This is a genomic window from Diaphorobacter sp. LI3, assembly GCF_022807955.1.
GTDB lineage: Bacteria > Pseudomonadota > Gammaproteobacteria > Burkholderiales > Burkholderiaceae_C > Diaphorobacter > Diaphorobacter nitroreducens.
Genome location: NZ_CP094346.1, coordinates 1,727,974 through 1,740,836, shown reverse-complemented (window position 1 = coordinate 1,740,836; position 12,863 = coordinate 1,727,974). Strand labels below are relative to the sequence as shown.

At 66.6% G+C, this 12,863-nt stretch carries 10 protein-coding genes; 5 read left to right on the top strand and 5 right to left on the bottom strand.

The genetic code is table 11. From position 1 onward, the window contains the following. Positions 1-116: 116 nt before the first annotated feature. Entirely contained in the window at positions 117-2,024 is a 1,908-nt protein-coding gene (locus MRB47_RS08065; RefSeq protein ID WP_252100595.1) for a hypothetical protein, read from the top strand. Positions 2,025-2,584: 560 nt separating this feature from the next. On the opposite strand, the gene MRB47_RS08060 is transcribed toward MRB47_RS08065, so the two are convergent. The 5 genes from MRB47_RS08060 to MRB47_RS08040 form a co-directional block, all read right to left on the bottom strand. Continuing rightward, positions 2,585-3,517, bottom strand: a complete 933-nt coding sequence (locus MRB47_RS08060) for an electron transfer flavoprotein subunit alpha/FixB family protein (RefSeq protein ID WP_015913713.1) — start codon at positions 3,515-3,517, stop codon at positions 2,585-2,587. A 21-nt stretch (positions 3,518-3,538) separates the two neighbouring features. Then, positions 3,539-4,288, bottom strand: a complete 750-nt coding sequence (locus MRB47_RS08055; protein ID WP_088886426.1) for an electron transfer flavoprotein subunit beta/FixA family protein — start codon at positions 4,286-4,288, stop codon at positions 3,539-3,541. A gap of 161 nt (positions 4,289-4,449) precedes the next feature. Next, positions 4,450-5,733, bottom strand: a complete 1,284-nt coding sequence (locus MRB47_RS08050; RefSeq protein WP_252102399.1) for a mechanosensitive ion channel family protein — start codon at positions 5,731-5,733, stop codon at positions 4,450-4,452. 19 nt (positions 5,734-5,752) lie between these two features. Continuing rightward, complete coding sequence (locus tag MRB47_RS08045) at positions 5,753-6,571, bottom strand: enoyl-CoA hydratase (protein ID WP_252102398.1); 819 nt, start codon at positions 6,569-6,571, stop codon at positions 5,753-5,755. A gap of 48 nt (positions 6,572-6,619) precedes the next feature. Next, entirely contained in the window at positions 6,620-7,579 is a 960-nt protein-coding gene (locus tag MRB47_RS08040) for a histone deacetylase family protein (RefSeq protein ID WP_015913716.1), read from the bottom strand. Positions 7,580-7,617: 38 nt separating this feature from the next. On the opposite strand from MRB47_RS08040, the gene MRB47_RS08035 reads away from it, so the two are divergent. From MRB47_RS08035 to mltB, 4 genes are all read left to right on the top strand, one after another. Further along, a complete protein-coding gene (locus MRB47_RS08035) occupies positions 7,618-8,538 on the top strand; it encodes an AAA family ATPase (protein ID WP_011805970.1) in 921 nt (306 codons plus the stop codon). A 4-nt stretch (positions 8,539-8,542) separates the two neighbouring features. Continuing rightward, positions 8,543-9,568: a DUF58 domain-containing protein gene (locus MRB47_RS08030; RefSeq protein ID WP_252102397.1), complete on the top strand. Its 1,026-nt coding sequence runs from the start codon at positions 8,543-8,545 to the stop codon at positions 9,566-9,568. 99 nt (positions 9,569-9,667) lie between these two features. Continuing rightward, on the top strand, positions 9,668-11,734 hold the full coding sequence (locus MRB47_RS08025; RefSeq protein ID WP_252102396.1) for a transglutaminaseTgpA domain-containing protein: 2,067 nt from the start codon (positions 9,668-9,670) through the stop codon (positions 11,732-11,734). After that, complete coding sequence (gene mltB, locus MRB47_RS08020) at positions 11,731-12,795, top strand: lytic murein transglycosylase B (protein ID WP_252102395.1); 1,065 nt, start codon at positions 11,731-11,733, stop codon at positions 12,793-12,795. Before MRB47_RS08025 ends, mltB begins: the two co-directional genes overlap by 4 nt. The last annotated feature ends 68 nt before the right edge of the window (positions 12,796-12,863 follow it).

Genomic DNA, 12,863 nt, shown 5'->3' with positions numbered 1-12,863 from the left:
GGTACGAATGTGATCAAAAAAAAGGCATCGCAAGCGACTAGCCGTTCTGTTAAAGTGTTGCTAAGAAAGCTGTAATGGCTCAAAATTCCGCCCTAGTCAACGACTAGGGCGTTTCTTTGTCCAAGGAAAAATCTCATCCAACTTCAGTAAAGCCGACTAAGTGGCCGCCTAGATTTCCGCCGGCCGCGGCGGGTATTCAAGTCAATCACTGCAAGAACCCCAAGTGCGGTAACTTCGGCGTACCGCCCAAGCTTGCGGTTGCCCGAGGCGGGGCCGGTACTCCAGCTTCTTCCGTTGGCCCAGGCGACTACACCGTGGTCGCTACCGGTAAGGACCAGCCGGCACTGAAGTGCCGCCTGTGCGAGGAAATCACCCCTATGCAGAGCAACTTGGCGATTGCCGAGGAGCTTATGCGCATGTCGGAGTACCTTGAACCAGTACTCCCGCAGTGTCCGAACGAGGCCTGCTCTCTATCGGAGGGGGCGCCATCCCTTGAGAATGTGACTCGCTTCGGCACCAACGCCCACGGAACTCCCCGGTTCAAGTGTGTCGGCTGCAAGAAGGCGTTCTCCTTCGGCGGCCGGTCAACCAAGCGCCAACGTCGCAGTCACTCCAATCGCGATATCTTGGTGCATCTGATGAACGCCATGCCGCTGCGGCGCATCATCAAGGTCCTCGATATCTCCCCCAGCCAGCTATACGACCGCATCGACTTCCTCTATGAGCAGGCCCAGATGTTCGCCGGCGAGCGTGAGCGAACCCTCATGGGACGCGACGACCTAGGCTCAAGATATCTGTCGGTTGACCGGCAAAAGCTGGTGGTGAACTGGCACTCTAAGAAGGTGCGAAAGAACACACTTTTGCTGTCCATTGCAACGGCCGACCAGGCTACGGGCTATGTGTTCGGGGTCAACGTCAACTTTGACCCTGCGCTGGACTCTGCTGACGTAGAGAAGGACATGGTTCGCTTTGGCGACCATGCACTTGCCAGAGCGTTTCGCCGCTACGCGAGAGTCTGGCTACCGGCTGATTGGAATGCTGCGGCTGAGAGGGCGGCGCCTCGCGGAGGTACCTCCCGAAAGCCTATGGAATCGGTCATCGAAGAGACGTACGACGCAGCCTTAGGTCGCCCCGATATAGAAGATGGTGAAGGCCCCGCGAACTCATCCCGTGCCCCCGTAAAGGGCATGCTGCTGCATGAGCAAGTGGTGATGTACGCCCACATCCAGCTTGTCACTCGACTGCTCTGCCGTGCCAAGAAGATTCGCTTCTTCACAGACCAGGAGTCGGGCATACGTGCGGCCATTCTGACGGCCGTGCCGAAAAGGGTTCTGGACCGGACGGCTGACGCTTTCTATGTCAAGGTGCTCAAAGATATGTCAGTGGACATGAAGCGCGCGCTGGTTGGTGCAACCAAGCGGCGTCTGGCGCGCTTAGCGGAGAAATACGGGGTAACCCCTGAGGCTGCAGAACTTCTGGCTGCCGAGGAAGAACTGGCGCGCATGGTTGCCATCGGCAAGTGGGGGGACCGCTGGTTCCGCCATCCCATATCGGAGATGCGTGAGCCTGAGAAATCCGTTTGCTGGCTGACCGATATCGACCCGGTCGAAACCGAACCGGACAAGCGTCGGCTCCAGCTTAGCCACCAGGCGCTACTGCACCTGAAAGCCACCCTTACCGCTGTCGACCGCTTCTTTATGCAGGTCCGGCGAGGCCTCACGCTGGCAGAACGCGCGGTGGCCAGCGCCAACACCGACCGACGTCTCTGGTTCGGGAAGAGCGCCTACAACCCCGAAGTCCTGGTGAAGGTGCTCGGCATCTTCCGGACGTACTTCAACTACTGCGAGGTTGGCCGGGACGGGAAAACGCCGGCAATGCGGCTGGGGCTGGCGCGCGGACCCATAGCGCCCGAAGACATCATCTATTTCACTCCCGAACCGCCCGAAAGACGCCGCGCGCCTGCCGCTCGGTCGCTCAAGCCCTCCGGCCCCGTGGCTCACGCAAGCGAGTCACTTGCCGCGTAGGACCCGTAGTTCGAGGTGAGCTTGGTCCGCAGTCAGGGAGCTCACTCGCACTTGGTAGACAGAGAGGGGGGCTCCCGATTCAGGCCCCGAGGACTCTTCCCATTCGGCTACACCCCCTTCACCCTCGCCGCTCACCGAGGAAAGGTACGGGCTCCGCCCTGTGCAGGCCAGCACTACTGCCGGGGCTAGGGTCATCCGCGGCAGAATACCGGTTGGTTTGACCCAATTTGTTACTTCAGCGCCTCTGATAAGGACACGACAAGGCTGGCTGCCATTGTCTCGCCAAGCCTCAACGCTCAGAGAGACAGTCCGATTGCCGTATGCCACGGGAGTGCTGCCCCTGAAGTCCGGAGCGGGCTCGTCGTTGCAGGCAGTGAGGAAGCTGGCGGCACACACGAGCGCGACGCCTAGGGAAAGGGGCTTGAAATTCAGCATGTCCCTTATAGCGACCAAAGAAACGAAGCCCCTCGTGCCGAAGCAGAGGGGCTTGAATCAAGGGCTTAGCAACACCTTAACGGAACGGCTAGTCGCAAGCGATGCCTTTTTGCCGGCGCAGCGGCTTACAGGGCCTTCACCAGTTCCGGCACGGCCTGGAACAGATCCGCCTCCAGCCCATAGTCGGCCACCGCAAAGATCGGCGCCTCCGGGTCCTTGTTGATCGCCACGATCACCTTGCTGTCCTTCATCCCTGCCAGGTGCTGGATCGCCCCCGAGATCCCCGCCGCGATGTACAGCTGCGGCGCAACGATCTTGCCCGTCTGCCCCACCTGCAGGTCGTTCGGGGCGTAGCCTGCGTCCACCGCTGCGCGGCTGGCGCCAATGGCCGCGCCCAGCTTGTCCGCCAGCGGGGTCATGACTTCGTTGAACTTCTCGCTGCTGCCCAGCGCCCGGCCGCCCGAGACGATGATCTTGGCGGCGGTGAGCTCGGGGCGGTCGCTCTTGGTGACTTCGCGTCCGGCAAAGCTGCTCTTGCCGGCGTCGGCCACGGCGGCGGTGGTTTCCACCGCGGCGCTGCCGCCCGTGGCGGGCGCCGCGTCAAAGCCGGTGCCGCGCACGGTGATGACCTTGACGCTGTCCGCGCTTTGCACGGTGGCGATGGCGTTGCCCGCGTAGATGGGGCGCTCGAAGGTGTCGGCGGAGATCACTTTGGTGATGTCGCTGATCTGCGCCACGTCCAGCTTGGCGGCCACGCGCGGGGCGACGTTCTTGCCGCTGGCGGTGGCCGGGAACAGGATGTGGCTGTAGTTGCCGGCAATCTGCAGCACCTGGGCGGCCAGGTTCTCAGCCAGGCCGTCCTTCAGGCTGGCGCCGTCGGCGTGCAGGACTTTGGCGACGCCTGCGATTTGGGAGGCGGCCTGGGCGGCGGCCTGCGCGCCTTCACCGGCTACGAGCACGTGCACGTCGCCCCCGCAGGCGAGTGCGGCGGTGACGGTGTTCAGGGTGGCGGCCTTGAGGCTGGCGTTGTCGTGTTCTGCAATGACGAGTACGGTCATGTTGTTTCTCCTGTCCTGCCTTTAGATGACCTTGGCTTCGTTCTTGAGCTTGTCCACCAGCGTGGCGACGTCGGGCACTTTCACGCCGGCGCCGCGCTTCGGGGGTTCGGCCACCTTGAGGGTCTTGAGGCGCGGGGCCACGTCTACGCCGAGGTCTTCGGGTTTGACGGTGTCCAGCGGCTTTTTCTTGGCCTTCATGATGTTGGGCAGCGTGACGTAGCGCGGCTCGTTCAGGCGCAGGTCGGTGGTGATGACGGCCGGGGTGGTCAGTTGCAGGGTTTCCAGGCCGCCGTCGACTTCGCGTGTGACGCTGACCTTGTCGCCGGCCACTTCGACCTTGCTGGCGAAGGTGGCCTGGGGCAGGTCTGCCAGGGCCGCCAGCATCTGGCCGGTCTGGTTGGCGTCGTCGTCGATGGCTTGCTTGCCCAGGATGATCAGGCCCGGTTGCTCTTTGTCCACCAGGGCCTTGAGCAGCTTGGCCACGGCCAGGGGTTGCAGCTCGGCATCGGTTTCCACCAGGATGCCGCGGTCGGCGCCAATGGCCATCGCCGTGCGCAGCGTTTCCTGGCATTGCGCCACGCCGCAGCTCACCGCGATCACTTCCGTGGCCACGCCTTTTTCTTTGAGCCGCACCGCCTCTTCCACGGCGATTTCGTCAAAGGGGTTCATGCTCATCTTCACGTTCGCGATGTCTACGCCCGTGCCGTCCGACTTCACCCGGACCTTCACGTTGTAGTCCACCACGCGCTTGACGGGGACCAAAACCTTCATTGCTGCGGCTCCTTCAATAGTTGATTGCTTGACGTTTACGTAAACCGGTCCATTCTATTGCGCACCGCAGCATTTCCGTCACGGAAACATGGTGCACAAGGCAAAAACGAACGATCGTGCTTTTTGACGATTATGCCAGTGCATTCATGGCAGGTCGAGGCCTACACCGGTGGCAGTGCCGCCGGCGCGACTCCGTCTTGCCCCGGCGTCGAAGCCACGACATGCACCACGCGCTGCGGCTGTGCGATCTCGATACCCGCTGTGCGCAAGCCTTCCAGCACCGCGAGGTTGACGGCAGACCGCACGCTGGCAGTGCCGGCAGCCGGATCATTGATCCAGTAATTGAGGTTGAACACCAACCCGTCGGGCATGAAATCGAGCAAGAAGGCTACGGGCGCCGGGTCGCCCAGCACGCGCGCTTGCGCACTCGCCGCAGCACACAGGATCTGCTGCACCTTTGCGGCATCACTGCCGTAGGCGACGGTGATATTGGTCGTGAGGTTGAATTTGCGGTCGGACGCGGTCAGGTTTTCCACGCGCTGGGTGATCAGGCTTTCGTTGGGCACGATGGACTCGCGCCCGTTGCCCGCGCGGATCAACGTGTAACGCGTCTTGATGTCCGTGATGCGGCCCTCGAAACCATCCACGCGCACGTTGTCCCCGATGCGCAGCGAGCGTTCCAGCAGAATCACGAAGCCGCTGACGTAATTGGCCGCCAGCTTCTGCAGGCCAAAGCCCAGACCCACGCCGAGCGCACCGCCCAGAACCGACAGCGCGGTGAGGTCCACCCCCACAGCGGCCAGCGCCAGCAGCAACCCCACGAACAGCAGCAGCGCCCGCGTGGCATTCACCGCCACCTTGCGCATGGACAGGTCGGCCACCGCATGGTCGAGCACGCGCCGCTCGAAAGTCGACGCCGCCCACAGCGCAGCCACCAGCACCAGCACCGCGGACAGACCGCCTTGCAGCAGCGCCAGCAGGCTGACGCTGGACTTGCCGAACGCGATGCGGATGTCGTCCAGTTCCTGCAGCACGCGCGGCAGCAACCCGGCGATCCACAAGGCGGCCACGCCCCAGGCCAGCCAGGAGAGCACGCGCTCCATCAGTCGCATCAGGCCTGAACGCGGAAACGCCATGGCCAGCACGCGTGCCACGAAGCGGATCAGCACCAGTGACGTGAACACCGGCACCGCCAGGCGCAGCAGGAAAACCGCCTGGTACTGTTCCACCACCACGCGCGCCCCATACACCAGTGCCAGCACCACCGCAGGAAACATCAACCCGTCCACGATGCGGCGGCCGAACCAGACCGACTCCGGCGGCTGTCCTCGACCGGCCCGCCGGCTCAGCCCATAAGCGAGTGCCACGCTACCGGCCAGCACCGCCAGTTCCAGCCACAGGCTGGACAGCCGGAAGTCGGCCGCCAGCCGTTCCCACCATTCCATCAGCGCGGCGCTCCTCGGCTCAGGCCTTATCAGCAGCCGGCTTCCAGGCCGGCTGACGCTTCTCTGCAAAGGCGCGCGCACCTTCTTGCGCGGCGTCGTCCATCATGTTGGTGGCCATGGTCTGGCCCGCCAGTTGGTACGCCGCGTCCAGGCCCAGTTCGCGTTGCTGGTACACCAGCGCCTTGCCCATGGCCACGGCCACGCGGGGTTTCTGCAGAATGGACTGCACCAGCGACTCCACCTCGGCGTCCAGCGACTCGGGCGCCACCACGCGGTTGACCAGCCCCTGGTCCAACGCGGTGCGCGCGTCAATGAAGTCCCCGGTGAGCAGCATCTCCATGGCCCGCTTGGCCGGTACGTTGCGCACCAATGGCACGCTGGGCGTGGCGCAGAACAGGCCATAGTGGATGCCACTGGTCGCAAAAGTCGCGTTTTCGCTGGCAACGGCCAGGTCGCACTGGGCCACCAACTGACAGCCCGCCGCCGTGGCCATGCCGTGCACACGCGCAATCACCGGTACGGGCAGCTTGTGGATGCTCAGCATCATGCGGCTGCACTGGGCGAACAGGCGCTGGTACCACGCCAAGTCCGGGTTGGCCGCCATATCCTTGAGGTTGTGGCCCGCACAGAAGGCCTTGCCAGCCGCGGCGAGCACCACCACGCGCACGCTGTCGTCGCGCGCAACATCGTCCAGTGCCTGCTGCAGTGCTGCCAGCATCTCGTGGCCGAGGGCGTTGAAGCGCGGCGCGTCATCCAGCGTGAGGGTGACCACGCCGCGATCGTCGCGCTGCACATGCAGTGGGCCGCCACCGGCCGCCGTGGAGGGGGAGGAAGTCATGGCGAAGTCTCCTGAGTACGAATACCGCGCGGCGCGCGCGGGGAAGAATCAAAGGTCTGCCAACACGCGCACATGGGCTTCCACGCTGCGCGCCAGCGGCCCCATCATGTAGCCGCCCTCCAGGCACGACACGATGCGGCCGCGTGCAAAGCGCCGGGCCACATCCTTGACGCGCATGGTGATCCAGGCGTAGTCCTGCTCGTTGAGGCTGAGCTGGCCCATGTCGTCCTCGCGGTGCGCGTCAAAGCCCGCACTCACGAAAATCATCTCGGGCTTGAACGATTCCAGCCGCGGCATCCAGACCATGTCCACGATATCGCGCACCTCCATGCCCTTGGTGTAGGCGGGAACGGGCACGTTGAGCATGTTGGACGCCGGCTCCTGGTCCCCGCAGTACGGGTAGAACGGATGCTGGAAGATGCTCACCATGAGCGCGCGCGGGTCGCCGGCCAGGATGTCTTCCGTGCCGTTGCCGTGGTGCACATCGAAGTCCACCACCGCCACGCGCTTGAGGTTGTAGCGCTGCAGCGCGTACTTGGCGGCGATGGCCACGTTGTTGAAGAAGCAAAAGCCCATGGCCTTGGTGCGCGTGGCGTGGTGACCCGGCGGGCGCACGCTGCAAAAGGCGTTCTCGATCTCTCCGGCCATCACCGCGTCGGTGGCGGCCAGTGCGGCGCCCGCGGCGCGCAGCGCGGCCGTCCAAGTGTGGCGGTTCATCGAGGTGTCCGTGTCCACCTGCACATAGGGCGGTCCGCCCGCGGCCTCTTCCTCGATCAGCCGGTCTGACAGGCCGCGCAGCGCGGCCATGTGCATGCGGTCATGGGCCAGCTCGATGTCGGCCAGGGAGGCCAGCGGTACCTCACAATGCTGCAAGGCATCGGCCACGCCGGTCACCAGCAGCCGATCCTCGATGGCGTCCAGCCGCGCCGGGCATTCGGGGTGTCCTGGGCCCATCTCGTGCTTCCAGCAGTCACGGTGGGTGTAATAGCCCGTCTTGCTCACAGTCATTCCCCGATGTCTCAATCGTTTTCGGATAACGTCACGCCATGCATGCACAGCAGAAGATCAAGTCGCTTTTGGATCAGCTTAACACGGTGATCGTGGGCAAAACCGCGCAGGTACAGGACTGCGTGGCCTGCCTGCTGGCCGGCGGGCACCTGCTCATCGAGGACGTACCGGGCGTTGGCAAGACCACGCTGGCCCATGCGCTGGCACGCACCTTCGGCCTGCAGTTCGCGCGTGTGCAGTTCACGGCCGACCTGATGCCCAGCGACCTCACCGGCGTGTCGGTGTACGAGCGTGGCAAGGAGGCCTTCGTGTTCCACCCCGGGCCGGTGTTCGCCCAGGTGCTGCTGGCCGACGAGATCAACCGCGCCAGCCCCAAGACGCAGAGCGCGCTGCTGGAGGCCATGGAGGAAAAGCAGGTGTCGGTGGAAGGCGAGACGCGCGCCCTGCCCCACCCGTTCTTCGTGATCGCCACGCAGAACCCGCACGACCAGCTGGGCACCTTCGCATTGCCCGAGAGCCAGCTCGACCGCTTCCTCATGCGCATCTCGCTGGGCTATCCCGACCGTGGCGCCGAGCGCCTGCTGCTGGCCGGCAGCGACCGCCGCGACATGCTGGACGGCCTGCTGCCGCTGCTGTCGCTGGATGACTTGGCCGCGCTGCAGCACCAGGTGCTGGCCGTGCACACGGCCGAGCCACTGCTCAACTATGTGCAGGATCTCATCGCCGCCACGCGCTCGGGCCGCTGGTTCCTGCAGGGCCTGTCGCCGCGCGCGGGCATCGCGCTGATGCGGGCGGCCAAGGCCCAGGCACTCATCGAGGGGCGCGACTACGTGGCGCCGGACGATGTGCAGGCCATCCTGCCGCAGACCATTGCCCACCGCCTGGTGCCGGTGGGCGACGCCGGCCGCGGCGCCGTGGAGCAGGTGCGCGCCATGGTCGAGTCCGTCCCCCTGCCCTGACGCCATGCCCGCAGCATTCGAGCAGGCCGCACCGCCCGGTGCCGCGGCCCCGCGGCAGATGCCCTGGCGTGCCGTGGCCGCGCGCTGGCAGCGCTGGTGGCTGGCGCGCCTGCGGCGCACCGACACGCACACGCTCACGCAGGGCAACATCTACATCCTGCCCACAGGCGCAGGATGGATGCTGGCCCTCACGCTGCTGGTGCTGCTGGTGGCGTCCATCAACTTCCAACTCAACCTGGGCTACCTGCTCACCTTCCTGCTCGCCGGCAGCGTGGTGGTGGGCGTGCACCTGTGCCACGCCACACTGCGCGGACTCACGCTGCACCTGGTGCCGCCGCAGCCGCAGTTCCTCGGTGCTGGCGCGCTGCTGCAGGTACAGCTGCACAACCCGCGGCGCGCCACGCGCCATGGCATCGCGTTGGCGGTGCGCGGCGGCCAGGCCGCGGAATGGGCCTGGACCGACGTGCCCGCCGAAGGCTCCGCCACCGTGCGGGTGGCGTTCCAGCCCGCGCGGCGCGGGCTGCAGGACGTGCCCGTGCTGATGGCGGAAACCCGCTACCCGCTGGGCACGTTCCGCGTGTGGACGCTGTGGCAGCCCGCCGCGCAGCTGCTGGTCTACCCGCGCCCGGAGGTGGGCGCCCCTGCGCTGCCCGCCGGCGAGCCGCGCTCGGGCAGCGGCGGCCAGGCACCGGCGCGCGGCATCGGGGAATTCGATGGCGTGCGCGCGTACCGGCGGGGTGATCCACTCAAGCTGGTGGTCTGGAAGAAGGCCGCCAAGTCGCTTGCCACCGGCACCGACGACCTGGTGAGCCGCGACACCCAGCAGGCGCAGCACCACGAACTCTGGCTGGACGGCGCCGCCACCGGCCTGCAGGACCCGGAGGCCCGCGTCTCGCGCCTCACGGCCTGGGTGCTGCAGGCCGACCGGCTGGGCGTGGAATACGGCCTGCGCCTGCCCGGCCAGCAGATTGCACCGGACAGCGGCGCCGCACACCGCCACCGCTGCCTGGAGGCACTGGCGCTGTGCTGATTCTGTGTTTGACATGAAAAAAGCACCTAGCCCACTACCAACAAGCGCGAACAGCTATTCATTCAATAGCAGACCCTATCGACGCGCGGGAGCCTCGACGTGAATCTGGCCCAGCGGCTTTCGCATCTGCCGCGCGAAGCGCGCGACACCCTGTTCCTGCTGGCGGTGGTGGCCTGTTGCGTGGCGCCGCTGGCCGCGTACCTGCCGCTGTGGACCAGCGCGCTGACCGCAGCGCTGCTGGCCTGGCGCGGCTGGCTGGCCGTGGGCGCGCGTGCCCTGCCGGGGCGCTGGGTGATTGGCGCACTGCTTGCGGCGGCTGTGGCGCTCACGCTGCTGTCGCACCGCACCATCGTCGGGCGCGACGCGGGCGTGACGCTGATCGTGGTGCTGCTGGCGCTCAAGACCCTGGAGCTGCGCGCGCGGCGCGATGCCATGGTGGTGTTCTTCCTCGGCTTCTTTACGCTGCTGGCCAACTTCTTCTTCTCGCAGTCGCTGCCCACGGCCGCCGCCCTGCTGGTGGCGCTGCTCGGGCTGCTCACCGCGCTGGTCAACGCCCACATGCCGGTGGGGCGGCCGCCGCTGGCGGCCTCCATGCGCACCGCCGCGCGCATGGCGCTGCTGGGCGCGCCCATCATGGTGGCGCTGTTCCTGCTGTTTCCGCGCATGGCACCGCTGTGGGGCGTGCCGGACGATGCGCGCTCGGGGCGCAGCGGCCTGTCGGGGGAGATGTCCATCGGCAGCATGGCGTCGCTGGTGCTGGACGACAGCGTGGCGCTGCGCGTGCGCTTTGACACGCCGGGCGGAGCCCCACCGCCGCAAAGCAGCCTGTACTTTCGCGGCCCGGTGCTCACGGCCTTCAACGGGCGTGACTGGTATGCGCTGTCGCAGCCCGAGGCGCGCGGCATCACCTGGGCCTACCCCACGCCGGCCAACCTGCAAATGCAGGGTGAGTCCGTGCGCTACGAGGTCACGCTGGAGCCCAGCCGCCGCCCCTGGCTGCTGACGCTGGACGCCGTGCAGGAGCGGCCCGAACTCCCACAGGGCACTGGCGCGATGATGTCGCCCGAACTGCTATGGTCCGCCAGCCGGCCCATCTCCAGCGTGCTGCGCTACCGCGCCGAAAGCCACCTGCGCTTCACCCACGGCCCCACGCGGCGCACCTCCCTGCTGAACGGCTACGTGGAACTGCCCGCGGAGATGAACCCCCGCACCCTGGCCCTGGCCGAACAGATGCAGGCCGACCCCGCGATCGCGGCGCGCGTGTCCGCCAGCGGGGCACAGGCCTACATCGACGCCGCGCTGGCACGGCTGCGCACGGGCGGCTACACCTACACGCTGGAGCCCGGCGTGTACGGCGAGCACACCGCCGACGAGTTCTGGTTCGACCGCAAGGAAGGCTTTTGCGAGCACATCGCCTCGGCCTTCGTGGTGCTGATGCGCGCGCTGGACGTGCCATCGCGCATCGTCACGGGCTACCAGGGGGGCGAGCTCAACGGTATCGACGGCTACTGGACCGTGCGGCAGAGCGACGCACACGCCTGGGCCGAGGTCTGGCTGGAGGGCCGCGGCTGGGTGCGCGTGGACCCCACGGGGGCCGTGTCGCCGGGGCGCATCGGCCAGTTCCAGCGATTGCAGGCGCCACGCGGCGTGTTGGGCACCGCGATGGATGCCGTCGTCAACCCTTCGCTGGTACGCAGTCTGCGGTCGGTGTGGGAGGCCGTGAACAACGGCTGGAACCAATGGGTGCTGAACTACACCCAGGGGCGCCAGCTCGATTTGCTCAAGTCGCTGGGCATGCAGTCGCCCAGTTGGCAGGACCTGGTGCGCCTGCTGGGCCTGCTGGCCGCGCTGGCCGCCGCCACGGGCGCAGGCTGGGCCCTGTGGGAGCGCAGCCGCCAGGACCCCTGGCAGCGCCTGCTGCTGCAGGCCCGCCAGCGACTGGCACGCGCCGGCCTGCCGCTGCCACCCCACCTGCCGCCACGCACCATGGCCGCGCGTGCGCGCGCCGAACTGGGCGCCCCCGCCGAAGCCGCCGCGCAGTGGCTGCTGCGCGTGGAGCAGGCCCGCTACGCCCCCGAACCCCGCGCCCTGCTGGCCGACCTGCAGCGCGAATTGCGCCGCCTGCCCTGGCCCACCGCGCAGAATCCACGCCCCTCTGCCCCATGATCCGCACCCTTGCAAAAGCTACATTTTTCATAGCTGTCAGCGCTTTACCCATAAGCGCCTTAGCCCAAAATCATTCTAAAAAAACAGCCACCAAGACCGCGGCCACCTATCACTATGCGCAACGTGCGCAGGCCATGCAGTTCGCCGACGATCTGGCAGAGCGGCGCGGGCTGGACCGCGAATGGGTGCGCCAGGCGATCGGGCAAGCGCGGCTGCTGCCCCAGGTGCCGCGCCTGGTGCTGCCGCCCACGCGGGGTACGCCCAAGAACTGGGCGGCCTACCGTGCGCGCTTCGTGGAGCCCACGCGCATCCGCGCGGGCCTGCGCTTCTGGCAGGACAACGCCGATGCGCTGGCGCGCGCTGAAACGCAATACGGCGTGCCCGCCGAGATCATCGTGGGCATCATCGGCGTGGAGACACTCTACGGCCAGCACATGGGCAACCTGCGGGTGATCGACGCGCTGGCCACGCTGGCCTTCGACTTTCCCGACGCACACCCGCGCGCGGCCGAGCGGCGCGCGTTCTTCCAGCGCGAGCTGGAGCAGTTTCTGACCCTCATGGACCGCACGGGCATCGACCCGCACACCCCGCGCGGCAGCTACGCGGGCGCCATGGGTCTGGGGCAGTTCATGCCGTCGAGCTGGTCGCGCTACGCGGTGGATTTCGACGGCGACGGCCGCATCGACCTGTGGCGCAGCGCGCAGGACGCCATCGGCTCCGTGGCCAACTACTTCGTGGGCCACGGCTGGCAGAGCGGCATGCCCACGCACTACGCAGTGGCGTTCGACGCGGCCACGCTGCAGTTGGACGCGCTGCTGGCGCCGGACATCCTGCCCACCTTCAGCGTCGCCAGCATGGCGGCCCAAGGGGCGCACGTGCAGAGCGAAGGCGCGCAGCACACGGGTCCATTAGCGCTGGTGGAACTGCAGAATGGCGCTGAGGCGCCCAGCTACGTGGCCGGCACCGAGAACTTCTATGCGATCACGCGCTACAACTGGTCGAGCTACTACGCCATGGCGGTGATCGAGTTGGGGCGGGCGGTAGCGGCGGCGCGGCCTTGATTCCAGTGGTATCGGTTGTGCTCTGCATGAGCCTCTGGTCGTAAGGTGGATGCCGCTGGCCGGTAGGT